The organism is Flintibacter faecis (genome assembly GCF_014287875.1).
Classification (GTDB): domain Bacteria; phylum Bacillota; class Clostridia; order Oscillospirales; family Oscillospiraceae; genus Lawsonibacter; species Lawsonibacter faecis_A.
Genome location: NZ_JACOPN010000004.1, coordinates 217,355 through 243,120, shown reverse-complemented (window position 1 = coordinate 243,120; position 25,766 = coordinate 217,355). Strand labels below are relative to the sequence as shown.

At 62.9% G+C, this 25,766-nt stretch carries 18 protein-coding genes; 7 read left to right on the top strand and 11 right to left on the bottom strand.

Annotated elements, in window-relative coordinates; translation table 11 throughout:
* Nucleotides 1-49: 49 nt before the first annotated feature.
* Genes yunB through ligA form a run of 3 tightly spaced genes read left to right on the top strand, consistent with a single transcriptional unit; the run spans nt 50 to nt 3,383 of the window.
* Complete coding sequence (gene yunB / locus H8S55_RS07825; protein ID WP_186878508.1) at nt 50-724, top strand: sporulation protein YunB; 675 nt, start codon at nt 50-52, stop codon at nt 722-724.
* Nucleotides 725-763: 39 nt separating this feature from the next.
* Nucleotides 764-1,432, top strand: coding sequence for a VanZ family protein (locus tag H8S55_RS07820; protein WP_186878507.1), 669 nt, complete (start codon nt 764-766; stop codon nt 1,430-1,432).
* On the top strand, nt 1,410-3,383 hold the full coding sequence (gene ligA, locus H8S55_RS07815; protein ID WP_186878506.1) for an NAD-dependent DNA ligase LigA: 1,974 nt from the start codon (nt 1,410-1,412) through the stop codon (nt 3,381-3,383). The genes H8S55_RS07820 and ligA overlap by 23 nt, the downstream gene beginning before the upstream one ends.
* 817 nt (nt 3,384-4,200) lie before the next feature.
* Here the strand turns inward: ligA and H8S55_RS07810 are convergent.
* The 3 genes from H8S55_RS07810 to H8S55_RS07800 form a co-directional block, all read right to left on the bottom strand.
* On the bottom strand, nt 4,201-7,335 hold the full coding sequence (locus H8S55_RS07810; protein ID WP_186878505.1) for an S-layer homology domain-containing protein: 3,135 nt from the start codon (nt 7,333-7,335) through the stop codon (nt 4,201-4,203).
* A complete protein-coding gene (locus tag H8S55_RS07805) occupies nt 7,332-8,060 on the bottom strand; it encodes a TetR/AcrR family transcriptional regulator (RefSeq protein ID WP_243200511.1) in 729 nt (242 codons plus the stop codon). The genes H8S55_RS07810 and H8S55_RS07805 overlap by 4 nt, the downstream gene beginning before the upstream one ends.
* Nucleotides 8,061-8,442: 382 nt before the next feature.
* Nucleotides 8,443-9,183, bottom strand: a complete 741-nt coding sequence (locus H8S55_RS07800) for a ZIP family metal transporter (RefSeq protein WP_186878538.1) — start codon at nt 9,181-9,183, stop codon at nt 8,443-8,445.
* A gap of 102 nt (nt 9,184-9,285) precedes the next feature.
* Here H8S55_RS07800 and H8S55_RS14490 point away from each other — a divergent pair, with 102 nt between their 5' ends.
* Nucleotides 9,286-9,786, top strand: coding sequence for a GIY-YIG nuclease family protein (locus tag H8S55_RS14490; RefSeq protein ID WP_366467616.1), 501 nt, complete (start codon nt 9,286-9,288; stop codon nt 9,784-9,786).
* A 65-nt stretch (nt 9,787-9,851) separates the two neighbouring features.
* Here H8S55_RS14490 and H8S55_RS07790 read toward each other — a convergent pair whose 3' ends face one another.
* The 6 genes from H8S55_RS07790 to H8S55_RS07765 all read right to left on the bottom strand — a co-directional run bounded on the left by H8S55_RS07790 (nt 9,852) and on the right by H8S55_RS07765 (nt 18,240).
* Nucleotides 9,852-12,401, bottom strand: a complete 2,550-nt coding sequence (locus tag H8S55_RS07790; protein ID WP_186878504.1) for a hybrid sensor histidine kinase/response regulator — start codon at nt 12,399-12,401, stop codon at nt 9,852-9,854.
* A complete protein-coding gene (locus H8S55_RS07785) occupies nt 12,398-13,192 on the bottom strand; it encodes a substrate-binding periplasmic protein (protein ID WP_186878503.1) in 795 nt (264 codons plus the stop codon). Before H8S55_RS07785 ends, H8S55_RS07790 begins: the two co-directional genes overlap by 4 nt.
* Nucleotides 13,193-13,308: 116 nt before the next feature.
* Nucleotides 13,309-14,274, bottom strand: a complete 966-nt coding sequence (locus tag H8S55_RS07780; protein ID WP_186878502.1) for a TAXI family TRAP transporter solute-binding subunit — start codon at nt 14,272-14,274, stop codon at nt 13,309-13,311.
* A gap of 159 nt (nt 14,275-14,433) precedes the next feature.
* Nucleotides 14,434-15,687, bottom strand: coding sequence for a sodium/glutamate symporter (locus H8S55_RS07775; protein ID WP_186878501.1), 1,254 nt, complete (start codon nt 15,685-15,687; stop codon nt 14,434-14,436).
* A 265-nt stretch (nt 15,688-15,952) separates the two neighbouring features.
* Entirely contained in the window at nt 15,953-16,642 is a 690-nt protein-coding gene (locus tag H8S55_RS07770) for a response regulator (protein ID WP_147563830.1), read from the bottom strand.
* A gap of 2 nt (nt 16,643-16,644) precedes the next feature.
* The gene (locus H8S55_RS07765; protein WP_186878500.1) at nt 16,645-18,240 is read right to left on the bottom strand and encodes a sensor histidine kinase; all 1,596 of its coding nucleotides are present in this window, start codon (nt 18,238-18,240) and stop codon (nt 16,645-16,647) included.
* A gap of 166 nt (nt 18,241-18,406) precedes the next feature.
* Here H8S55_RS07765 and H8S55_RS07760 point away from each other — a divergent pair, with 166 nt between their 5' ends.
* Nucleotides 18,407-19,183 (top strand): TraX family protein, encoded by a 777-nt coding sequence (locus H8S55_RS07760; RefSeq protein WP_186878499.1) that lies wholly within the window; start codon nt 18,407-18,409, stop codon nt 19,181-19,183.
* A gap of 208 nt (nt 19,184-19,391) precedes the next feature.
* A complete protein-coding gene (locus H8S55_RS07755; protein ID WP_186878498.1) occupies nt 19,392-22,145 on the top strand; it encodes a bifunctional diguanylate cyclase/phosphodiesterase in 2,754 nt (917 codons plus the stop codon).
* 168 nt (nt 22,146-22,313) lie between these two features.
* Here the strand turns inward: H8S55_RS07755 and H8S55_RS07750 are convergent, their stop codons facing one another.
* A complete protein-coding gene (locus tag H8S55_RS07750; RefSeq protein ID WP_186878497.1) occupies nt 22,314-23,177 on the bottom strand; it encodes a sensor domain-containing diguanylate cyclase in 864 nt (287 codons plus the stop codon).
* A gap of 167 nt (nt 23,178-23,344) precedes the next feature.
* Here H8S55_RS07750 and H8S55_RS07745 point away from each other — a divergent pair, with 167 nt between their 5' ends.
* Entirely contained in the window at nt 23,345-23,518 is a 174-nt protein-coding gene (locus H8S55_RS07745; RefSeq protein ID WP_186878496.1) for a hypothetical protein, read from the top strand.
* 302 nt (nt 23,519-23,820) lie between these two features.
* On the opposite strand, the gene H8S55_RS07740 is transcribed toward H8S55_RS07745, so the two are convergent.
* On the bottom strand, nt 23,821-25,596 hold the full coding sequence (locus tag H8S55_RS07740) for an oleate hydratase (RefSeq protein ID WP_186878495.1): 1,776 nt from the start codon (nt 25,594-25,596) through the stop codon (nt 23,821-23,823).
* Nucleotides 25,597-25,766 lie beyond the last annotated feature (170 nt).

Sequence of the window (25,766 nt, the reverse complement as noted above, 5' to 3'; positions counted from 1 at the left end):
TAGGCCAAGCCAAGGGCGGCATATCCTCTCCCTATGAGGGGGTGAGGGAATGTCCGCTGGGCCGTGGCGCTTAAAGCTGGAGCGCCGGCTGCGCCGGGGCCTGCCCTCGTGGGTGCTGACCTGGCTGGTGGCCGCCGGCGTGATGCTGTGCGCCGTCCGGGTGACGGAGCGGGCCCTGCGGCCCGTGCTGGCCGCCGCCGCCCGCTATCAGGTCCGCAGCCAGGTGACCGCCGCTGTGGAGCAGTGGGCGGCCCGGGACCTGCAGGAGCGGGGGGTGGACTACAGCGACTTTGTGACCATCACCCGGAACGAGGCGGGGGAGATCACCGCCCTGTCCGCCGACATGGCCCGGCTGAATCTGCTGCGGGCGGAGCTGTCCGCCCATCTGCTGGAGCGGCTGGAGGACAGCCAGTTAGAGCTGACGGTCCCCGTGGGGAGCCTGCTGCCCCTAGAGCCGACTTGGGCCCGGGGGCCGGAGCTGCACCTGCGGGCCCTGGCCCTGGGCACGGCTTCGGCAGAGTTTGAAAGCGAATTTACCTCCGCCGGGATCAACCAGACCCGGCACCGCCTTTGGCTGGAGCTGTCCGTGCCCGTCACGGTGCTGCTGCCCGGGGGCGGGGAGGAGCTCACCGTGGACAGCCGCCTGTGCGTGGCCGAGACGGTGATCGTGGGCCAGGTCCCCCAGACCTGGTTCCAGACAGGGGGCCTGCCCGACGATGCCTGACGGGGCGGGCCCCTGATTTTTCCCAACGAAGGAGAACCCATGAATTTCGGAGAGCTGTTGTGGTGGTATCTGGGCAACGCACGGGACTATGCCGCCCAGATGCTGCCCTGTATGTGTGCGGGCATGGCGGTCTATGCCCTGGCGCTGCCGGTGAGACGGCGGCGGCTGGACAGGCTGGGGCTGGTCAGTCCCCGTCGGAGGGAGCTGGCCCTGCTGCTGTTTGTCATGTTTGCGGCGGGGCTGGCCGCCCTGACCCTGTTCCCGGCGGGCTTTTGGCGGCGGGCGCACTGGCTGGCCGCCCTGCGGGGGGAGCGCCCCCTGTTTCCCCGCTGGGCCGACCTCCACCGCATTTTGCAGCTGGTGCCCCTGCGGGAGATCCGCCGGGCAGTGCGGGGGCCGTGGGTCATGTTTCTGGTGGTGGCCAACGTGGTCATCTTTTTGCCGGTGGGATTTTTTCCCGCCCTGCTGGGACGAAGGCCCCGGTGGTGGAAGGCGCTGGCAACGGGGCTGATCGCCTCGGGGACCATCGAGACCATTCAATATTTCATCGGCCGCAGCGCCGACGTGGACGACGTGCTGCTGAACACCGCCGGGGTCCTGGGGGGCTATGGGCTGTTCTGCCTGGCCCGGGCCCTATTTCCCCGGCTGATCGCCGGATTTCAATGCCAAACAAGAGGTGACGACAATGGACTTTCACACGGAAATTGACCAGCTGCGCCGGGAGCTGGAGCGGGCGGGCTATGAGTACTATGTGCTGGACAAGCCCACCATGTCCGACTACGACTATGACCACAAGCTCCGCCGTCTGGAGGAGCTGGAGCAGGCCCACCCGGAGACGGTGACCCCCGACTCGCCCACCCAGCGGGTGGGGGGACAGGCCCTGTCCAGCTTTGAGCCGGTGCGGCACCGGGTGCCCCTGGAGTCCCTGCAGGACGTGTTCGACTTTGACGAGGTGCGGGCCTTTGACCAGCGGGTGCAGAGCGCCGTGGCCGGGGCGGTCTATGTGGTGGAGCCCAAGGTGGACGGCCTGTCCGTGGCCCTGGAGTATGAAAACGGCCTGTTCGTCCGGGGGGCCACCCGGGGGGACGGCCAGGTGGGGGAGGACGTGACCGCCAACCTGCGCACCGTGCGTTCCATCCCCCTGCGGGTGGACGGCGCACCGGAGCATCTCATCGTCCGGGGCGAGGTGTTCATGCCCAAAAAGGTGTTCCACGCCCTGAACGACGAGCGGGAGCGCCGGGGCGAGGCCCTGTTCGCCAACCCCCGCAACGCCGCCGCCGGCTCCCTCCGCCAGCAGGACGCCAGGATCGCCGCCCAGCGGAAGCTGGACATTCTGGTGTTCAACGTGCAGTGGAGCGACGGGGCGGCCTTTCAGACCCACGAGGAGACGCTGGAGTATCTGGCCCAAAAGGGCTTTAAGGTCATCCCCCACCAGCTGTGTACCACCATGGACCAGGTGATCGGGGCCATCACTCAAATCGGGGAGGAGCGGGACCGGTTTTCCTTTGACATCGACGGGGCGGTGGTAAAGGTAAACGATCTGAGCCAGCGGGCGGTGCTGGGCTCCACGGCCAAGTTCCCCCGGTGGGCCGCCGCCTATAAGTACCCGCCGGAGGTGAAGCCCTCCCGGCTCACCGATATCGTGGTGCAGGTGGGCCGCACCGGCGTGCTCACCCCCAAGGCGGTGCTGGAGCCGGTGCGTCTGGCGGGCACCACCGTCACCAGCGCCACATTGCACAACCAGGACTTTATCTCGGACAAGGACATCCGCATCGGGGACACGGTGCTGGTGCGCAAGGCGGGGGAGATCATCCCGGAGGTGCTGTCCGTGGTGCTGGACAAGCGCCCGGCGGACAGCCGGCCCTATTTCCTGCCTAAGACATGCCCCGTGTGCGGGGCTCCGGTGGAGCGGGACGAGGACGGGGCCCACATGCGCTGCACCGGGGCGGAGTGCCCCGCCCAGCTGCTGCGGAACCTGACCCACTTTGCCAGCCGGGACGCCATGGACATCGACGGCCTGGGCGTGGCGGTGGTGGAAAACCTGGTCAACGCCGGACTGGTAAAGACCCCCGGCGACCTGTACTTCCTGAAGGAGGAGGACGTGGCCGGGCTGGACCGCATGGGCAAGAAGTCGGCCCAGAATCTCATGGCCGCCATCCGGCGCTCCAAGGACCAGGACCTGGCCCGGCTGATCTACGCCTTCGGCATCCGCCAGGTGGGACAGAAGGCGGGCAAGATCCTGGCTGCCCGGTTTCAGACCATGGAGGCGTTGGAGCACGCCACCCTGGAGGAGCTGACCGCCGTGAACGACGTGGGGGGGATCACCGCCCGCAGCATCCTCACCTGGCTGGAAAGCCCCCAGAGCCGCCACCTCATCGCCCGCCTGCGCCAGGCCGGGGTGAACATGACCGCCGCAGAGCAGGGCAGCGACCAGCGCTTTGCGGGCATGACCTTTGTCCTTACCGGGGGGCTGGAGCAGTTCACCCGGGACCAGGCCGCCGCCATGATCGAGGACCGGGGGGGCAAGTCCGCCGGCTCCGTGTCCAAAAAGACCACCTATGTGGTGGCCGGGGAGGGGGCCGGCTCCAAGCTGAAAAAGGCCCTGGACCTGGGCATCCCCGTGCTGACAGAGCAGGAATTTTTGGATCTGATGAAGTGAGGATGGTTAGCCTTCCCCTGGGGGAAGGTGGCCCGAAGGGCCGGATGAGGGGAACGCCGAAGGGCTTTGAGCCGTTACGTCAGAACGAACATAGCCTTCCCCCCTGGGTGGGGAAGGCTTTGGACGGGGGGACGGAATCCCCCCTCCGCCTTCGGCGGTGTCCCCCCTTTCACAAGGGGGGCTGATGTGCTGCTCAAATAGGCCCCCTTGTGAAAGGCCGATTCCCCTTATCAAGGGGAAATGTCCCGAAGGGACAAAAGGGATAGGGCTAGCTGGCATCGCCGCAGGCGATGACTGGAGGATTCCCACGCAAGGGCTGGGAAAGCTTGCGTCAGAACGGATAAAGCCTTCCCCCTTCCAGGGGGAAGGTGGCCCGAAGGGCCGGATGAGGGTGGGTATCGTTGGGTGCGGAGGCCATCGAATGGGCGGATGGGGACATCCGCCCGGAATCCCCCCGCCGCTTTGCGGCCCTCCCCCCTTTCACAAGGGGGGCTGATGTGCTGCTCAAATAGGCCCCCTTGTTAAAGGCCGATTCCCCTTATCAAGGGGAAATGTCCCGAAGGGACAAAAGGGATAGGGCTAGCTGGCATCGCCGCAAGGCGATGACTGGAGGATTCCCACGCAACAGCTCCCAATCCTTCGGCCTTCCCCTCATCCGTCACGGCTAACGCCGTGCCACCTTCCCCCAGGGGAAGGCTTTTTCCGAAAATACGACCCCGCCCGGTGTTCCGAACCAGGAACGCCGGGCGGGGTTTTATGATTTATGGAAAACGGATTGCCGCGTCGGGGGCGCTGCCCCTCCTCGCAATGACAGAGGTCACTTCCCATACAGCCCAAACAAGAACGTGACGATCTGGGCGCGGGTACAGATGTCCTCTGTGCCGAACAGGCCGTTTCCGGTGCCGGAGGTGATGTGGTTCTCCACCGCCCAGGCCACGGGGCCGGCGTAGTACGCACCGCTGTCCACGTCCAGGAAGCCGGAGCCGCCGGTGACGGCGGGGGAGCCCATGGCCCCATAGAGGAAGGTCATGGCCTGGGCCCGGGTGCAGGGCAGGTCGGGGCCGAAGCGGGTGGGGGAGACGCCGGAGACGATGCCCTGGCTGGCCGCCCAGCGGACGGCCTCGGCGTAATAGCTGCTCTCGGCCACATCCTCAGAGGGCAGAATGTAGTTCACCACCGGGCTGCCCGCCGCCCGCCACAGGAAGGTGACGATCTGGGCCCGGGTGCAGGAGGCATCGGGGGAGAAGTGGTTCTCGTCCGTGCCGCCGGTGATGCCCTGCTCCGCCGCCCACTTCACTGCGTCGTAGTAATAGGCGCTGGCGGGCACGTCCACGAAGAAGTTCAGGATGGAATTGTCCTCCATGAAGGTGGCATTTACGGTGACGCTGCCGCTGGGCATGGTGAAGGCAAACTTGCCGCCGCCCTTGTCCGTGAGGGTGAGGGCGCTGCCCCGGCTGTCGGTGACGGTGAGGGTCTCCAGAGTATAGCCCTTGTCGGGCTTTACGGTGATGATCACCGTGTCGCCCCGGCGGGCGGAGGTATCGCTGAGGGAGAGGGTGCCGTTGCCGGTCTTGCCGGTCTTGCCGGTGCTGACGGAATAGCTGGTCCGTCCGCCGCCGCCCCCGCCGCCGGTAGAGCCGGGGATGTCCTCCCACACCGCATAGGCGGTGGTGCCCCGGAGGATGGGCAGCCCGCCGCCGGGGACGGCAGTGGTATCGCCGTCCAGGGAATCAATGGCCCAGTGGGCAAAGCGCTTGCCCTCGGGGGCGGTGAAGCCGTTCTCGGGGAAGAGATAGGTGGCGCCATAGTCCACCGTCACCGGGTCCATACTGCCGCTGCCGCCGTTGGGGTGGAAGGAGACGGTCAGCTTCACGACGGCATCCTCCACAATGGTGCCCGTGCCGGTGATAGCGCCGGAGAAGGTGCCGCCGTTGATCTGGCCGTTATTGGATACAGTGTCCAGGAACGTGCCGCCGTTGATCTGGCCGTTGGTGTTATTGGTCACGTCGCCCAGGAAGGTGCCGCCGTTAATGTTCTTGCTATTGATGACGGGACCATAGAATGTGCCGTTGATCCCGATGGTGCCGTTGTTGGTCACCTTGCCTTTGTAGGTCCCGCCTGCAAGCATAAAGTCGTTGATCACGTCCCCGTTGAAAGTTCCGTCGGCAACATACGAGGCCTTGTTGTTCACCGTGCCGTTGCCGTTGAAAATGCCGCCAGCGACGCCGCCATTATTGAGGATCACATCGCCGTTGAACGTGCCGTTTTCAATATAGCCCTCGCTGGTGACGGTGTCGTTGAACGTACCGCCGCTGATGGTGGCCACTTCTCGATTTGTCACATCGCCGGTAAAGCTGCCGCCGGAGATGGTGCAGCTGGGGTCGTTGGTCACGGGTCCCTCGAAGGTCCCGCCGGAGATGAGGCCCAGGGCCGGTTTCTTGTCATCGCCCTCCAGCGTATTGCCGTTCTGGTCCAGCGCTTTCTTATTGATCACGGTACCGGTAAAGGTCCCGCTTTCAATGACTGCGCCGTTGTTGGTCACGGCCTCCTCAAAGGTGCCGCCGGTGATCTTGCCTTGGCACAGGTAAGTGTCGCCACGAGAGTCGTAACCGAAACTGGCTTCATTCGTCACCGCACCGGTGAACGTGCCGCCGGAGATGGTGGCCGTCTTCTGATTTGTCACATCGCCGGTAAAGACACCGCCGCTGATGGTGCCGTAATTATTGCAGACCGCACCGGAGAAGGTGGTGCCCTTGGCGTTTGTGTCCGCCTGAATGGTGCCGCCGTCGTTGTATGCCGCACCGCCCTGATCTGCGGTGCAGCCCGTGATCTGGCCGCCGTTGGCGTGCATTGTGGCACTGTTAGTGAGGTACACGCCGCCGCCGCGTCTAGTAGTAGCGTCGCGCTCTGCTATGTGGCAGTCGGTAATGGTGCCGCCGTTCATAGTAAAGATGCCGTCTTGGATGAATACGCCGCCGCCGCAGTTCCATGAGCTATAAGAATCAGAAACAACGGTGCAGCTGCGGATCTCCGCACCGGGGTTCATGGTGAAAGAGGCATCGCCTTGAGTATTAGCAGTAACATACACACCGCCGCCCATAAGCGTCGAATCATTACTGACGGTGCAGCCGATGATGCGGGCCGGGCTGCTGCCGTCGCCCAGGACGAAGGAAGCTCCCTTGGTGACAATCACGCCGCCGCCCTTGTCCGACGTGCAGCCCACGATGCTGCCGCTGCGCAGCTCCGCCGACGTGTTTTTATCAAGGACGAGGCCACCGCCGCTGGAGAAATAGATAGATGCTTTTGAATTGCCGCCGGTGATAATGCCGCCGAGGACTTTGTTTTCTGTGGCTGCGTCGGTGTCGTTCCATTTCCACAGGCCGTTTTTATCAACCGTGAAATAGTGGGGCTTGGTGGGGTTGCTGTCCACAACGATCAGCTTGGCTTCGTCACAAAGCTGTATGACCGGGCAGCGGCCCCCAGCGTTCAGCACACAGCCGTTCAGGTCCAGGGTGACATTTTTCTTGACTTCCAGGGGAACGGTCAGGTCGATGTTGCCGGCGAGCCGGATGTAGTTGTTGTCGATTTGAACGGCGGCCTTCAAAGCGGCCTCGTCAGAGACATCCGTGGAGTTTTCTGCCGTGCCGGGGGAGAGCCGCAGTGTCAAATGCAGGGTGCTGTCCTTCTGAACATTGTGGTCTGCCAGCGTTTCGTTATCATTCTCCAGCAGCTTGCCCTGATAGGTGAGCTGCTGCTGGTCGGGGGGAATGCCCTCCTTTTTCTGTATTTGGGTTTTTACAGTGGAAATGTAGTCGCCGGGCTCCACCTCCAGGGTGATATGCTTTCCGGTGAGAGTCTTGACGAAAATCTGCATGGCGCTGGCGTTCATGCACAGCATGGACAGGCACAGAACGGTGGCTGTCAGGGTGCGGAACAGGCGTTTTTTCTTCATTTGCGTTCCTCCTTCCTGTCATGTGTATCTTGGTCCAGTTCGGGCAGCAGGGCAAAGCCCTGTTCGGCCTGCATTACGGTGCTCTGGATGATGCCCACGGCCATGGTGCGCAGGTCCAGGTGCAGCACAAAGTGGATGATCTCCTCCCGCTGCTTTTGGGGCACATGGTACAGGGTCAGGGCGCAGTCCAGAAAGCGGGAGATCTTGGCCTCGATGGTGAAATAGAGGTCGCAGGGGACGGACATAAAGCTGCGCATCATCCCGGCGGAGGCGAGCTCCATCTCGTAAAAGTCCTTGGCCTGGAGCTGGGGGAGATAGGGGCCGAAGATGACCTGAAGCCGCTTGGCGGTGCTGTGGTAGATATAGGCCGAGGTGGTGGGCAGGGAGTAGCCGGTGACGTACAGGTCCCGCAGGGGCTCGCTGAGCTCGGCGATGTGCAGCTGTATGGCGGTCTCCACGGCGTACAGCACCACCGGGTCCGTCGGGCCGCTGTGCTGCTGGGCCAGGGCGAACTGGCCGGAGAACATCCGCCGCACCAGCTCCAGCAGCAGGGCCTCCTTGCTGGGATAGGCCCGGAAGAAGGAGCTGGGGGTCATCCCCGCCGCCCGGGCGATCTCCGCCGTGGTCGTTCCCTCATAGCCCTTCTCCAGAAACAGCGACACCGCCCCCCGCAGCATCTTCTGCTGGGTCAGCAGCCCGCTGGTGCGTTTTCCTTTGGCGGGCATGGGATCTACCTCCTTTGTGCAAACAGAGTGAGTGATGTTGTGAGTATGGTCACAGTATAGCATAGACCGGGAGAAAAGGCAAGTTAAATCTGGGGGAGTTCCGTTGGTGCGGTGGTCATCGAACGGGCGGACACGGAGGTCCGCCCCTACAAAAGCCATCGTGACACGCCGTAGGGGCCGACCTCTGTGTCGGCCCGTCGATAACGGGTGCACCTCCGTGGTCCCCCTCATCCGTCATGGGCTTGCGCCCATGCCACCTTCTCCCCTGCGGGGCGAAGGCTTTGGCTGTTCTGTCGGAAATGCTCAAATGTCGATGGCGTTCCCCTCATCCGTCACGGCTGCGCCGTGCCACCTTCCCCCAGGGGAAGGCTTTTTTGCTCACTTACCCCAGCGCCACGTCCAGGATCATCATCATCAAAAACCCGGTCATCACGCCCAGGGTGCCGGTGTGGCCGCCCTGGGACAGGTTGGCCTCGGGGATCAGCTCCTCCACCACCACATACAGCATGGCCCCGGCGGCGAAGGACAGCAGCCATGGCATCAGCGCCTGGACGGAGCCCACCGCCAGCACGGTGAGCAGGCCGAACACCGGCTCCACCACCCCGGAAAGGGCCCCAAGGGCGAAGGCCCGGCGGCGGCTCATGCCCTCCTGCCGCAGGGGCAGGGCGATGGCGGCCCCCTCCGGGAAGTTCTGAACGCCGATGCCCAGGGCCAGGGCCACGGCGGCGGTGAGCAGGGCGGGGTCCTCTGCCTGGGCGGCCAGGGCGAAGGAGACCCCCACGGCCATGCCCTCCGGGATGTTGTGCAGGGTCACCGCCAGCACCAGCATCAGGGTCCGGCGGCGGGAGGTCTGCCCCTCCCGCCAGTGGAAGGACTCCGGGGCCAGATGGGGCAGCAGGGCGTCCATGGCCAGCAGAAAGGCGATGCCCAGCGCCGACCCCCCGGCGGCGGGCAGCCAGCCCGCCAGATGCAGCTCCCGGGCCTTTTCAATGGAGGGGATGAGCAGGGACCACACGCTGGCGGCCAGCATCACCCCGGCGGCAAAGCCCAGCATCACCCGGTGCAGCCCCGGGGAGGACTGGCGGCGGAACAGAAAGACCACGCAGGCCCCCAGGGCGGTCATCAGGCAGGTAAAGCCCGTGCCCAGGGCGGCCAGAAATAAAGCCTGTGTCACAATGTACGTCCTTTCTTCTCAAAACGGCGGCGGTCTCCGGGGAGGGCGAAAGTGCGCGCAGGAGAACGCCTGACTGCGGATGCGTCCAAAGCAGGCTATGCCGGGGGAGAAGAAGAGGTGTCTGGCGTATGCGCTTGCGGCGGGGCGGGGGATGTGCTACAATACGAAGCAGACTGCGAGAAGGGGGGCGGGGACATGGGCTGGTATGTCTATATGCTGCTGTGCGGCGACGGGACGCTGTACACCGGAATGACGGATAACGTGGAGCGCCGCCTGAAGGCCCATCAGATGGGACAGGGGGCCAAATATACCCGTGGCCGGGGGCCCCTGACCCTGGTCTATGTCCAGGAGCAGCCCAGCCGCTCCGCCGCCCTGCGCCGGGAGTATCAGATCAAGCGGCTCTCACGGCCACAGAAAGACACCCTGCGCTCCGGCTGGGCCGGCGAACCGAATCGGTGCCAGACAGAAAAAGAGACAGCGCCAAAGGCGATCAGCCCCAAGCGCTGCTCCAACAGCCTGGACTGGGTGGACGTGTGCAAGGACCGGCAGTAAGGGAAAAGAACAGAACAGCCGCCGTCAGCGCAGAGAGGAGCGTTGACGGCGGCTGGTTTTATGGATCAATTTTCTCCGCTTGAATACCGGTGGATCAGCTTGATCAGCTTCGGCCCGTCCAGGGGCTTGGGGATATGCTCGTTCATGCCGGCCTGGCGGCTGAGGACCTGGTCGTCGGCAAAGGCATTGGCCGTCAGGGCGAAGATGGGGACGGTTTTGGCATCGGGCCGGTCCATGGAGCGGATGCGGCGGGTGGCCTCCAGGCCGTCCATCACGGGCATCATCACGTCCATCAGCACCACGTCGAAGCTGCCGGGGGCGGACCGGGCAAAGGCATCCACCGCCTGCTGCCCGTCGGTGACGGCCGCCACCAGGGCACCCTGATTTTCCAGAACAAAGCGGGTGATCTCCCGGTTCATGTCGTTGTCCTCCGCCATCAGCACCCGGGTCCCGGCGATGGAGGGCAGCTCCTCCGCTTCTGCGGGGACGGCCTGCACGGCCCCGTCCGGGTCGGGAAGAAGGGAGAGCACGATCGTGAAGGTGGTCCCCTCGCCCTGCCGGCTGACAAAGGAAATGGTGCCGCCCATATGCTCCACCAGCTCCTTGGCGATGGGCAATCCCAGACCGGTGCCGCTGTAGGTGGAGCGGACGGTGGTGTCCTCCTGGGCAAAGGGCTCGAAGGCCCGCTTTTGAAACTCCGGGCTCATGCCCACGCCGGTATCCGCGCAGGTAAAGGTGAAGGTCACGGGGCCCTGGGCCGCCGGGTCTGCCGGGGGCAGCTCCCGGCAGGAGAAGACGATGGAGCCGCCGGCGCGGTTATACTTCACCGCGTTGCTGGAGACATTCAGCAGCACCTGGCGCAGGTGGAGGGGGCTGCCGATAAGCCTGTCGTGGACGATGTCCCTTGTATCCCGGCTTAGGACCACGCCCCGCTCGCCCGCCCGGACCTGGACAATGGACAGGACGCTGTCTATCACCTCGCTCAGGGAGAAGGGGCGCTCCTCCAGCTGGATGGAGCCGGACTCCAGCTTGTTCATATCCAGCACATCGTTGACCAGGTCCAGCAGGAAGCCGGAGGCGGAGAGGATATTCTCCCGGCACTCCTCCTGCTTGGCCTCGTCCCCGGCGTAGTGCCGGCTGATGGCGACCATGCCCCGGATGCCGTTGATGGGGGTGCGCACGTCGTGGCTCATGCGGCGGAGAAAGTCGGTCTTGGCCAGGTTGGCCCGCTCGGCCTGCTGGGCCGCCTGACGCAGCTGCTGCTGATAGTCCAGCTCCCGGCGCTTTTCGTCCGACATGTCCCGCAGCAGCAGCAGCACCGACTGGATGCCGCCGCCATCGTCGTATTCCTGGGGGATCAGCACCGCCGATATCCACCGGTCGGACAGGTCCTCAAAGGGGCAGGAGAGGGAGGAGACCCCCGTCAGGCGGCGCTCCACGCTGGACAGATCGGTGAAGGCCCGAAAACTCTGACGATAGGCGGGGGCGACATGTTTTTGAACCAGCAGGTCGACCACCTGTTGGGGCCGGGTGAGCTGATCCAGCTGGGGGCGCATGTCCTCCTGGGCCCGGATGACCTCTACCGACTGCCCATCCAAGGAGAACAGAAAGCAGGAGGAGTAGATGCTGCTCACGGCGCTGATGATCCGGTATTGCTTTTCCAGCTGGCGGAGCGTTGCCCGGGAGGAGCGGTGGCGCAGGACAGTAAACACGGTCAGCAGCAGGATATAGGCCGCCAGCGTGTACCCCAGGGCACCGGTGCGGGTGGCGAAGACAGAGGAGGCGGGGAAGAAGGCGTACAGCCGATAGTCTCCGCTGCTGGTGCGGGAGCCGTACCAGTCCTGGCCCTGATAGGACAGGTGGATGAGACCCGACCGGTCCGGCGCCAGCTGTTGGTGGAAGCGGTCCAGAAATTCTGCGGAATAAGTCCCCTGCAGCGCGCTCTTGTTGGAGGCCAGGATCGCGGTACCGTCAGACACCACCACCACGCCGCCCAGGTTATAGTTGTCGCCCAGGAACATGGTGTCCAGAGAGATGTCGTCCTCGCTGAATTCGGCGGTCTCCTTACGCACATAGGCGACCACCGCGCCGGGGCCATCCTGTCGGGCCACGGCGGCAAAGTCGAAGGTCCCGCCGGAGGTGGTCAGGCGGGTGAGGTAGGTCTTTTTGGGATGCTGGACCACCGATTCCACCTGGGCGCGGACGTTGGCCTGGTCCTGGCCGGAGAGGGGAATGGGGGCCTCCGAGAACCGGGCCTCTATGCCGAGCCGGTCATTCAGCAGGAAAATGCCGGTGAGCCGCTGCTGATGGGTATAGCTGGCGAGCAGGGCGCTCCGGTCCCCCTGCTCCCGGGCCAGGCAGCGGCTGAGTTCGTTGGCCTTGTCCAGCAGGCGGATCAGGCTTTTGGACTTTTCATTGGCCATATAGTTCTCATACCGCTGCAGACGGCCGGACATGGAGAACAGCGTCTGTTGGGCCACCCGGCGCACGCCGGCCTTGTCCAGGGCGGTGATGGCGCTGTAGCCCAGCAGGATGAGAACCAGTCCGGCCAGCAGGGACAGCCGGAAAAGCTTGGATGCCCAAATGCTGCCCGCGGCATAGATGCGTTTTTTCATGGCGTTACCCCCAGAGCCCGGTCAGCGTCCAGGCCATATCGCGTTAAAATGGCCCGGGTGGTCCCGTCGGACTCCATCTCCGCCAGGGTCTGGGTGAGGGCCTGGGCCAATTCTTTATGGGTGTCCTTTTGAAAGGCCACCCCCAGCTGAGATACGTCCAGGATTTCGTCCAGCATCCGGTAGGAGCCAGGGGAGGAGTCGAGGAACAGCCGCAGGGCGTTCTCGTGCCCCGCAATGGCATCGGCATAGCCCTTGCGCAGACAGGCGTATACCTCGTCCATGGTGGAGAAGGCGTACACCGCCTCCACCTGGGAGACACCCGGCGCGCTGGAGGTGAGGAAGAGCGCCTCCGGCTTGCCCGTGGCCTGCACCGCCACCCGGCGGCCCGCCAGGTCGGCCAGGGTGTGGATGTCGCTGTTTGCCCGCACCGCCACCATCTGGCGGCTGTAGAGATAGGGCCCGGCCCACTGGTACAGGTCCTCCCGCCCGGTCATGGTAAAGCTGCCCCACAGGCAGTCCGCCTGGCCGCTGGACAGATAGGCATCCTTGTTCTCCCACACGATCTGGCAGAACTCCGGGGCATAGCCCAGGCGGCGGCAGGCCTCGGTGGCCAGGTCCACGTCCACGCCGATCAAATTGCCGTTGGGGCCCACATAGCTGTATGGCTTATAGTTGTCGCTGGCGATGACCAGCCGGGGCAGGTCCTCCGCAGAACGATCGCTTTCCGCTCCACCGCAGGCGGTCAGGGTCAACATCACAGCCAGGGCGGCGGCCAGCAGGCCCTTTTTCATGAAAACACCCCCACATCAGGATACATGTTACATTTAAAATAACATTTCATGGAAACCTTGTCAATCATGAAGAAACGCCGGACCCTCCCGCCCATGGGAGGATCCGGCGTTTTCCGTCAGCTTTCGATCAGACCCTCCGCCCGGTAGAAGTCGGCGGCCCCCTGGTGGAGGGGGATGGGCAGGTCCTCATACAGAAATTCCGGCCGGGCCATCTCCGCCAGGGCGGGGGTGGACTGGGCCAGCTCCTCCGCCCCGTGATACAGGGTCTGGGTCAGCTGATAGACCAGCTCGTCCGGTGCGTCGGCCCGGACGCACAGCAGGCACTTGGCCCCGAAGGTGTTCAGGTCCTCTGTCTGGCCCGAATAGGTCCCGGCAGGGACGCAGACGGCGTAATAGGACTGGTTTTCAGCCAGAATGCGGCTGAGCTCCTCGTCGGTAAAGGGCAGCAGACGGCAGGACTCCTGCTGTGTCAGCCAGGTCAGGCTGCGGGCGGGGACCCCGGCAAAGGCGTGGAGGGCATCCAGGCTGCCGTCGGCGATCTGGCGGGCCCCGTCCTCCAGGCTGCAATTCACCAGCTGAGCCTTCCGGGTATCCAGTCCCAGCAGCTCCACCGCCGTCCGGGCGGACAGCTCGGTGGTGGAGTCCTGTGGGCCCACCCCCAGGCGCAGCCCGCCCAGGTCGTGGATGTACTCTGCCGGACTGTCCGCCGGGGCGATCCAGCAGGAGACGCTGGAGTATACCGCCGCCACCGCCCGCAGGGGCTGGGGCTGGCCCTCAAATTCCGCGGTACCCGCATAGGCGGCATAGGCCACGTCGCCGGATACCAGCCCCAGGTCGATGTCCCCGGCGGCCAGGCTGTGTACATTCATGGCCGAGCCGCTGGATACGCTGACGCTCACCTTTCGGGCTTCCCCGTCAGACAGCAGGGCGGCGATGGCGCTGCCCGCCGGGGCCATGGCCCCGCCCCGGTCCGCCGTGCCGATGGTCAGCAGGGTGGGCTCCGGCTCCGGCGCAGCGCAGCCGGGCAGCAGCACGGCCAGCGAGAGGAGAAGGGCGAGGGGGGCGGCATGTTGAAGTTTCATGGCGGGCTCCTTTTTCAAAGGCGGGATTGGAAGGCGGCGCATCCGCCGCCATTTCTGGGTATTATACCACAGGCTGACACCGTTCCGCAAGAGAGGACCGCCGAGGCAAGAAAACGGCCCGGAGCGGGAAGCTCCGGGCCGTTTGCCTCTTACCGGACATCAGCCGGCGATGAAGCTGCTAAAGATAGAGAGGAAAATGGGGTTGTAGATGTCGTCGATGATGACAGCGAAGGAGGGATACAGCACCCAGGCCACGTTGTGCCAGCCGTACTGGTCCATCACGGCCTTCTCGTTGGCCACGGCGTTGGGCCCGGAGCCGCAGCCCCAGCCGCAGTTGCCGGCGGCCATCACCGCCGCGCCGTAGTCGCGGCCAAAGGCGGGGAAGGAGATGAAGATGGCAAACAGGGCGATGAGGACGGCCTGGGCCACCAGAATGACGCCCATCTGACCGGCCACGGTGGACAGGGCGGTGATGTCCACCGTCATCAGCACCAGGGCCAGATAGAGCTCCAGGAACATGTGCTCGATGGCATCCATCTCGGGGACATAGGTCTCCACATGGGCGGCCTCCAGAATGTTGCGGACGATGCTGCCGGCGAACAGGCAGCCGATGAACTTGGGCATCTCGATCTTGGGGATGTTGTCCAGCAGGCAGTAGATGGGCATACCCAGGGCGCAGATGAGCAGCACCAGGCCGAAGCAGGAGACCATGCGGCTGTTGACCAGGGGATTGACCGCACCGGTCTTGGCGGAGTCGGGCTTGTCGTTGGGGTCGGCCTTCAGGTGGTGGCGGGTGATGAGGAAAGCGGCCACAGGTCCGCCGATGAGGGAGCCTATGATGTTGCCCATGGTGCCGGCGGCTACGCCCACCTCAGTGGCGTTTTCCGGGGCACCCAGCTTGACGAAGATGGGGCCGAAGGCGGAGGCGGTGCCCACACCGCCGGACATGGCGGAGGAGGAGCACTGCAGGCCCAGCAGGGGGTGCATCCCGATGAACTTGGCTACCACAACGCCCAGCACGTCCTGCATGGTGATGAGCAGACAGGCGGCCAGGGCGATCTTCACGCACAGCTTGCCGCCGGCGTTTTTCAGCAGCTTGGCGCTGAAGCCATAGCCCACGCACATGAAGAAAACGTTCTGGCACAGGTCCTTAATGGTGCCCACGTTAAAGGACAGGGCGATGATGCCGGAGCCCTTGATGGCGGCCACCAGGATCGAGAACAGCAGGCCGGAGACCACGGGGGCGGGGATGGCGAACTTTCGCAGGGGGGTGGAGTGGTCGATGATGAACCGCCCCAGGAAGATGACGATGGCGGCAAAGCCCAGGCTGGTCAGATATTCAAACTGAAACCCGGCGATGGCACCATCCGCTGCTGGCGTATAGGTGCCGAAGTAGCTTAGAATGTTTTCCATATGCGTTTCCTCCTACTGCAGGGCCCTTCTCCGGGGACCTTGCTCTTTCTGGACACAATATATAAAAAAGACGATGGTAAAGTCAATTTTTGTACTTAAAGAAGCACATAAGTAAGTAAAGTATATGAAGGAGAAAACTCAAAAATACAGATGGAAAACAAAATTCTGCAAAAAAATAAGCGAACAGACGGAAAGAAGCCCGCAAGCGGGGGAGGACATGAATAAAACCCGAATATCTCATGCAGAAATATCCGGGTTTTGTTTGTTATGTTCCCACGTATCGATATTGGATAGAGGGCCGTCCGCCGGTGCGGTAGTCGATGGAGCTCTCCAGCTCGTGGGTCTCCACCATGTGGCTGACATAGCGGCGCACGGTGATGCGGGACAGATGGACCTGGGCGGCGATCTGCTCGCTGGTGAAGGCCTCTCCGGGGTGAGCGGAGAGGAACTCCCGGATCATGGACAGGGTGGACAGGTTCAGCCCCTTGCTCAGCTCTTCGGCCGGAGGCGGGGGCTCGGGCAGCTGAATGAGCCGGTCAATGGTCTGCTGGTCCACCCCGGCGGAGTGCTGGGTCAGCAGGCTCTGCCGCTGGAGAAAGCGGTCCATGGCCTGGCGGAACCGGGGCAGGACAAAGGGCTTGATGAGATAGTCCAGCACCCCCCGCTGGAGCAGGGCCTGAACGATGTCCGGGTCGTTGGCCGAGGTGACGGCGATGACGGCGGGGGCGGGGCCCGGCAGGGCCAGCAGCCGGTCCAGAAACTCCTGGCCGTTCATCTGGGGGGTGTAGTAGTCCAGAATGACCAGGTCGGCCCGGTGCTCCGCCAAGTAGTCCAGGGCGGGCAGCCCATTTTTAAAGACCCGGTCCACCTGGAACCGGCGGTCAGACTCCACATATTGCCGGTCAATGGCGGCCACCATAGAGTCGTCCTCGATGATCAGCACATGATAGGGCACGGTCAGGACCTCTCTTTCGTAAACGTCAGGGTGAAGCAGGTGCCGGTGTGGGGTTCGGTGTCCAGGTCGATGGTCCCACCGCGGCGCTGGGTGATGTCCCGGATCATGGCAAGGCCCAGACCCCGGCCCGGGCCCTTGGAGGAGAAGCCCCGCTCAAAAATGCGGGCCCGGATGTCCTCGGGCACCCCGTCCCCCGTGTCCTCACAGGTGATGATGTTGCAGTCGGAGCGGGTGTAGAACCCCAGGCGGATCTCCCGCACCTTGGGGCTGCTGCGGGCGAGCTCCTCAATGGCGTTTTCCAGCAGATTGCCCACGATGGAGGTGCACTCTGTCTCGGTGAGCAGCAGGTCCTCCGGGCGGCACCGGCTGTCCGGCGTGACGGTGAGGCAGATGCCGTATTCCGCCGCGTGCAGCATCTTTCCGATGACCAGGGCGCAGATGGAGGATACCCGGATGCAGTCCGCCGTCTCCCGGACGGCCTGGCTGGAGACCAGGCTGCTGTTGATGATGAGACGCTTGGCCTGGTCGATCTGGCCGGACTGGAGATAGCCCAGGATCACATGGAGCTTGTTCATAAACTCGTGGTTAAAGGCCCGCAGGGTGTCCAGGGTGTTCTGGGTGCCGGACAGCTTGTCCGACAGGCGGAGCATCTCCGTCTTGTCGTGGAAGACGGTGAGCACGCCGCCGCCCTCCTCGCCCTGGATGGGCAGCTCGGTGGTCAGCACCTGGCGGTTGCCCAGGGTGCAGGAGCGGTTATAGCTGCCCGCGCCGGCCCGGGCCGTCTCTTTGCAGCGGGAGTCGGGGAACAGCTGGGGCAGGGGGCATCCCGCCGGGTCATCCTCCGTATGGAGCAGAGCCTGGGCGGCCTGGTTGCAGAAGAGGATGTTTCCCACCGGGTCGGTGGCCACCACGCCGTCTTCAATGGCGTTGAGCACGTCAGACTGGCGCAGATACAGGTCCAGCAGCTCGGCGGGGTGGTGCCCTCGCAGACTGCTTTTCAGCAGGGACACGATGCCGTGGGACAGGGCCAGGGCCGCCGCCAGCATGACGCACAGCAGCACCAGACTGTAGCAGGCCAGCACCAGGCCCCGGCGGAGGATGTCAGAGGTGAAGACCGAGGCCATGACAAAGCCCACCAGATTTCCCCCGTCGTTATACACGGCGTGAAAGGCCCGGCGCTGCTCCCCGTGGGTGCTGTATCCGGTGGTGATAAAGCTGTCCTGTTCCTGAAGCCGCTGCCCCTCGTCCCCGGTGAGCTCCGTCTCGCCGCCGGACTGGCGGCTGGTGTGGTAAAAGCGCATCCCGCTGGTGTCGCACACCAGAATGACGTCCAAGCCGGACAGGGTCTGGCTCATGGCATCCAGCTCCTGGCGGACCTGGGGGTCGGGATAGCCCTGCTCCAGCATGTCGGCCACCGGGCGGAGGGAGGCCACATAGGCGGCGGTGTTGGAGATGACGCCGTCCATCGCGTGGCGCTGGCGGGAGATATCCAACCACAGGGTGAGGCCGGTGAACAGCAGCAAAAGCGCGGCGCACAGGGAGAAAAAGCTGAGAAACAGCTGGCGCTCTAAGCTCAGCCGTTGAAATCGTCGGATCAAAGAAGATCGCCTCCCGGGGGAAGATGGGGGATGTTTTCCGAAAAAATCATATCAGCGGCTGGGGGAAAAGTCAACTGCGCCCGCCCTCTTGCCTTGGACGGTGAAATGTGATACCATCAGACGACAGCGCTCGGCGCTGTCTGACATCTGACAAAGGAGTATCAGTATGCCGATTTACAAGACAGACAGAACCCCCACCGGCACCGGCGGCTTTGACATCAGCGCGGCGGCCCTTCATATCATCGCCATGGCGCTTATGCTGATGGACCACCTTTGGGCGACGATCTTCCCCGCCCAGGAGTGGCTGACCTGTGCGGGGCGGCTGGCCTTTCCCATCTTTGCCTTTATGGCGGTGGAGGGGTATTTCCACACCCACAGCTTTCAAAAGTATGCGCTGCGGCTGCTGCTGTTTGCGGTGCTGTCTGAGGTGCCCTTCGACCTGATGTACGGCGGGACGTGGTTTTATCCAGTCCACCAGAATGTGATCTGGACGCTGCTGATGGGCCTTTTGGGCATCCGCCTGATGGAGACGGTGCGGGCGAAGGGGAGGACCTGGCGATACATCCTGGCATCCGCCGCCGTGGTGGTGGCCGGAGTGGTGCTGGGGACCCTGTGCATGGTGGATTACTACGGCGCCGGGGTGCTGACGGTGTTCCTGTTCTACTTTTTCCGGGGGAAGAAGTGGTGGTGCCTGCTGGGGCAGCTCCTTGGGCTTTACTGGGTGAATGTGGAGCTGCTGGGCGGTCTGGTGTACCCCATCCGGCTGCTGGGCATGGAGCTTGAGCTGTGCCAGCAGGGGCTTGCGCTGCTGGCGCTGATCCCCATCTGGCTGTATCACGGCCGGCAGGGATACCACAGCAAGCCGTTCCAGTATGTGTGCTATGGGTTTTATCCGGTCCACATGCTGGTGATCGTGCTGATCCTGAATGTTATGACCCGGTGAGCACAAAGCCGGAGGGCAAACCCAAAGCCCGGAGCGCCGCACAGCGCTCCGGGCTTTGGGTTTTACATAGAATTTGACCCGAAATCAGTATTTTTCTGGATTGTAAATATTTTGAAAAATTTGCTTCCTGTGATTGTAAGACGCCGGAAAATCTGCTATACTTTTAAGAAAAGAGAAATTTGATATAAAAGGGAAAGGGAGGGAGCAGATGAGATCGTCCCGTTTTATCAATGACATCAAGGATAACCGTGTGGTGACCGAGCTGCTGCGCCACCGCCGGGTCTATCTGTTTGAATATTTTTCCGCCGCCGACACCATGGTGGTCTATGACCAAGCGCTGAATGTGCAGCGGACCATCGAGCGCTATGTGGCCTCCGTCTGTGCGCAGGGCTGTGTCCTGCCGGAGGACCGCTGGCAGCTGCGGGAGCTGCTTACCGGCCAGATGCACGGCCCCCTGGAGCTGCGGGAGATCAAAGAGGGGAAGCTGCTCTACCTGGAGGCGGACGCCCTGCCTGTGCAGGATATCCGGGAGGGGCAGGTGTTTGTGGGCTATGCCAAGGACGTGACCCCGGAGAAGGAGCGGGAGCGCAGCCTGCTCCGGCAGGCCCAGCACGACCCGCTGACCCAGCTGTATAACCGCCGGATGGCCAAGACACTGATTGCCCGGTATCTGGAGGAGAAGGACCCCTATGCCTCCTGTGGCCTGCTGGTCATTGACGTGGACTTTTTCAAAAACGTGAACGACCGCTACGGCCATCTGTTTGGAGACAAGGTCCTGCGGGAGTTTGCCCGTCTGCTGAATACCCTGTTCAAGCGGGAGGACGTGCTGGCCCGGATCGGCGGAGACGAGTTTTTGGTCTTTATGAAGGATGCCGGACACTCCGTGGTGCTGAAAAAGGCCAGGCAGCTGTCTGAGGCGGTGCGGAAGCTGGTGTTCGAGGAGAACGACTATTGCATGACGTGCAGCATCGGGGTCTGCTTTTTGCCGGAAAACGTATCGGGCTATTCCTATGAACAGCTGTTTCAAAATGCCGACTGGGCCCTGTATCAGGCCAAGGAGAACGGGCGCAACCAATACGCCTTCTGCGACAACCTCCACCGCTATGCCGAGGGGGAGAATACAGAGATCAAGACGGAGGATATCGATGCCCGCTATCTCCACAACGATCTCATCTCCACCGCCTTTGAGCTGTTCGAGAAAACGAACAGCTTTGAGGCAGCCATCTCTCTGTTTTTAAAGATCGTGGGCATCCGCCTGCAGCTGGACCGCATCACCATCATCAATACGGACATTAAAGAGCACCGCACCAGCCGGCAGTTTCAGTGGACCTCCCCCCGGGCCCCGGCGGCTCTGGAGCAGCAGAGCGGCTTTACCAAGGAGGACTTTCTCACCCTGTTCCAGAGCTATGACGAATATGGCACCACCGTTTTGCAGTATGACAACATGGACATGTATTCCCCCGGCGGGGCCGCCCTGCTGATGCAGGGGGGCGCGAAGACGGTGGTCTATGCCGCCATGTACAGCGAGGGCGAGTATCTGGGGGCCATCGCCTATGTGGTGTGCGGCAGCAAGCGCTTTTGGACGCAGCAGAGCCGGAAAGAGCTGGGGGAGATCACCAAGATCATCAATGCCTATCTCACCAAGCATCTGGCGGCCAACGCCATCAATCGGGGCATGATGGCCGCCCCGGACTTTGACCGGCTCACCGGTCTGTTGAGCTTCAGCCGCTTCCGGGAGGAGATCGAGCACAAGATCGTGGGCGGCTATGCCGGGGGCCATATCATCGTGTACAGCGATTTTGAGAACTTTAAATACTTCAACGAGAAGTATGGCTACGCCGTGGGCGACCAGGTGCTGAAGGAGTTCAGCGACTATCTGGTAAGCAATGTGCACGCCGTGGGCGACATATACATGACCCGGGTAGTCGGGGATCAGTTCGCCGTCTATGTGCCCTACCGTGGGCCGGAGGACAGCGTGCTGTTTGTGGACCGGGTAAACCAGGTGTTCCAGCGGCGGCAGGCGGAGAAATACCCGGAGGCCAGCCTGCGCCTGCGCAGCGGCATCTATGAGATCGAGCCGGACTGCCTCAGCGCCTCCGCCGCCATCGACAAGGCCAACTTTGCCCGCAAGCAGCTCCGGCCCGATACCAGAAGAGCGGTCCTGCGCTATGACCGGCAGATGGAGGCGCGGCAGACGTTGACCAACGAGCTGACCAACGGCCTGAGCCGGGCCATAGAAAGGGGAGAGTTCAAGCTGTATCTCCAGCCCAAGTTTTCGTTGAAGGACTTCTCCGTCATCGGGGCGGAGGCCCTGGTCCGGTGGGAGCGGGAGAACGGCACCGTGCTCTATCCCGACCAATTTATCCCCATCCTGGAGAACACCGGCCGCGTGGTGGCCCTGGACCTGTATATGTTCGAGCAGGTGGCGGAGTTTTTAAAGCGCGGCATTCAGGACGGGCTGAGGCTGTATCCCATTGCGGTGAATGCCTCGGTGGCCCTGGCCAAGAACCCGGAGAACGCCCGGCGGTATGACGAGATACTCCGGCGGCACCGGATCAGCGCTGAACTGCTGGAGATCGAACTGACAGAGACCGCCGCTGTGTTCGAGTTTGACCGGGTGAAAAAGCTTTTCGCCTGCTTCCGGGAGAAGAAGATGCAGACCTCTCTGGACGACTTCGGCGCGGGCTATTCCGTGCTCAACTCCGTGGTGGACATCCCCATCAACACCGTGAAGCTGGACCGGGGCTTTATCGCCCGCTGTACAGAGAACCAGCGGGGCATCTACTTTCTGCAGCAGGTGGTGAACATGGTGAAGAGCCTGGGCTATCAGGTCATCTGCGAGGGCATCGAGACCCGGGAACAGGTGGACATCATGCGCGCCGTGGGCTGCGACAGCGCCCAGGGCTTCTGGTTCTCCAAGGCCATCCCGGCGGAGGAATTCCGGGAGAAATATATGAGGTAAACGACATCCTATAGGGGCGGCCTGTGTGTCACCCGCCGTTGGCGCACCGGTCATCGCGGGCGGACACACAGGTCCGCCCCTACTGTCATTGCGAGGAGCGCAGCGACGTGGCAATCCGTTCCCCAACGCGCAAAAACAGCCGCCCGGCCGGGCGGCTGTTTTTGCGGTTCACTGCGCCTGTGTGCGGTGCAGCGCTTTTTTGTTTTCATACATGGCCCGGTCTGCCCGATGGAACACCTGGTCAAAGGTCAGGCTGTCGTCCTGTGCGGTGGAGCTGCCAAAGGCCACATCCAAGGGGAGGATGCCGTCGCTGCACTGCTTTAAACGCTGGCGGATGCGGGCGATGACGGCCTGGGCCTGGTCGGCGGGGCACTTGGGGCAGAGAATGAGAAACTCGTCCCCGCCCACCCGCATGGCCACGGAGCTTGGGGGGATGCTGTCCTGGATGCACCGGGCCACCCGCTGGAGCATCAGGTCGCCATATTCGTGGCCCAGGGTGTCGTTCACCCGTTTCAAATAGTTGCAGTCGGCCATAATAAGGCTGGCGGGGAAGTCGTCAGCGCGGACGTAGTGCCGCATCCGGGTCTCCAGATAGTTCCGATTGTACAGCCCCGTGAGCTTGTCCCGGAAGGAGAGCTCCTTCAACTCCCGCTCCTGGGTCACCTGCTGGGTGATGTCGTTGATGACCCCGATGATGCCGATGACCGCCCCGTGGAGCCGCACCGGGTTCTTTTTGATCTCCAGATAGACCGGGCCGGAGGGGAGGGGGACCCGGCTGATCCGCTGGCTGCCCTGGCCGGAAGCCAGAATGTGCAGGTCCTCCTCATAATGCTCCCGGCCCAGGGCGGGGTCAGATTGGACCTCTAAATCGGTCCGGCCCAAAAGGTCCTCTGCCGCGCTGCCGTGGACCAGACCGCACAGGTCAGAGACAAAGCGGTATCTGCATTGGGTATCCTTAAAGAAAATACTGGCCGGGGCGCTGCGGATAAAGCACAGCAGCTCCTCGTGGCTCAAGCTGGTCAGTTCGTTCATGCCTGCGTCCTCTTCTTCAGTCTTGTATGCGCCTGTCATGGGGCGGGTACAGGTTCCACCTTAAAATTTCCAGAGTCATTATAACTCCATTATAGCTCCGTTTTCAAATATTTGCAAGGCTTAACGCTATTATAAGTCCATAATAGCGTTATACGGAGGAAAAGAGGATGAACAAGATCAATGAAAAGCACTTCGGGCTGCGGGTGGATGGGGATATTCTGGCGAAATTCCGCTATGTGTGCGGGTTCAAGGGCCGCTCGGCCAACGCCCAGATCATCCAGCTCATGCTGAAATGTATCGCGGAATATGAAAAAGAGCACGGAAAGATCACGTTGGAATAAAGAAAAACCGGACTGGCCGTTAATTAGGGGAACGGTCAGTCCGGTTGAGTTTTGGGGGATACCCTCTCAGTCACGGCTGCGCCGTGCCAGCTCCCCCACAGGGGGAGCCAAGGGCGTGCCCTGTCATTGCGAGGAGGGCATAGCCCGACGTGGCAATCTGTCTTACTTGCCTCCCCCATTGGGGGAGGTGCCCCCGCAGGGGGCGGAGAGGGCTGCGGGCGGACACAGAGGTCCGCCCCTACCCGTATTTCGTCGGCGTTTCGTAGGGGCGGATGTCCCCATCCGCCCGAACGATGCGCCGCTCAGATCACCTCATAAGCTTTCAGCAGCTTCTCCAGATCGGTGCCCTGGATCTTGCCCAGGGCCATTTTCAGGGCCATGCGCTCCAGCCAGCCCAGCTCCATGTCGGTGGCCTTTTTGCCGTCCCGGAGCTTCACCGTGGCCTCCAGCAGACAGCGCAGGTCGAACACGCTGCCCCACACCTCGGGCACGCCCCGGTCCACGTTCAGCAGGGTATACACCGCCTCCATGCCCGTGCGCATGGAATACTCCGTGGTGAAGATGGTGTCCCGGGCGGTCTCGGCAAACTGGCCCAAAAAGGCGAAATTCACCGCCCCCTGGGGGACCACGGCGGGCCGGTCGCCGTAGGCCCGGGGCATGAAGAAGGCGTCGATATAGGGCATCATCACGGGCACGGTGTTGGCGCTGTGGGCGGCCATGTCCTCGATCTGGTCGGCAGGAACGCCCAGGTGATAGAGCCACTCCATGCAGATCTCCTTGCCGGTGCAGTCTCGCATGGGCTTTTTGACGAAGTCGCCGGGCTTGTCGGTGAACAGGGAGTACAGCCACACCAGGCAGTGGCCCTTGGGCTGGTCCCGGAACTGGGGCTGGCGGTTGATGGTCCAGCTGAGCAGCCAGGAGGAGTCCTTCACGGTGACGATGCCGCCGGTGACCACGCCGCCGGAGAAGGGGTCCCGCTTGCAGATCTTTTTGAGATAGGGGAGGATGCGCTCGTCCAGGGTCTCCACGGTGGCGCTCATCCAGTTGGTCTGCTCGGGGGTGGAGCAGAACTTCTCCGGGTGGCCGAAGGAGGGGTCCTGGGCGGCGATCTTTTTCCACAGGTCCCAGCCGCCGCCGGGGCGCAGCTGGGTGTGAAAGGGGGCGGGCTTGTCCTGACTGCCGGTGGCGGAGTTCTCCACGCAGCCGCCGTGGGTGATGAACACCAGGTCGTTCTCCGTCAGGGGGATGGCATCCGCCTTCCCGTTTCGCAGCACGTCGATGCGGGTGGCCAGCTTGCGGGTCTTATTGCAGTCGAACTGCACGTTGGTCACCTGAACGCCATAGTGGAACTGAACGCCGAAGCCCTCCAGATACTTCACCATGGGCAGGATCATGGACTCGTACTGGTTATAGCGGGTGAAGCGCAGGGCCTTGAAGTCGGGCAGACCGCCGATGTGGTGGATATAGCGCTGGAGATAGAGCTTCATCTCCAGGGCGCTGTGCCAGTTTTCAAAGGCGAACATGGTCCGCCAATACAGCCAGAAGTTGCTTTGAAAGACCTCGTCGTCAAAGATGTCGGTGATGCGCTTGTTCTGCAGGTCCTCGTTGGGGGTGAAGAACAGCTTCAGAATCTCTTTCGCGCCCTTGTCGGACAGGCCGAACTTGCCGTCGGTGTGGGCGTCCTGGCCCCGATTCACCGTGGCCCGGCACAGGGAGTAGTTGGGGTCGGCCTTGTTCAGCCAGTAATACTCGTCCAGCACGCTGACCCCCTCGGTCTCGATGGAGGGGATGGAGCGGAACAGGTCCCACATCACCTCGAAGTGGTTGTCCATCTCCCGGCCGCCCCGCATGACATAGCCCAGGTTCTCGAACTTATAGCCGTCGCAGGCCCCGCCGGGCAGGTCGCCCTTCTCCAGAATGTGGATGTTTTCGCCCTTCATCTGGCCGTCCCGCACCAGATAGCAGGCGGCGGCCAGGGTGGCCAGACCGCTGCCCACCAGATAGGCGGACTTGCTGTCCACCCCCTCGGGCTTTTTGGGACGGGCGAACGCCTCGTAATTTCCGCTGGAATAGTACATGGGAATGACCTCCTGATAAAAAAGTAGTTTTGTGTTAGCATGGCCTGAATGGAGAGAAATAGTCACGCCTTAATCTAGTTTTTAAAACTATATCACAAAGCATTCAAAATGTCTACAGGGAAAACGCCCTCTGTCCAGATCGTGGACAGAGGGCGCTTGTGTCTATTGCG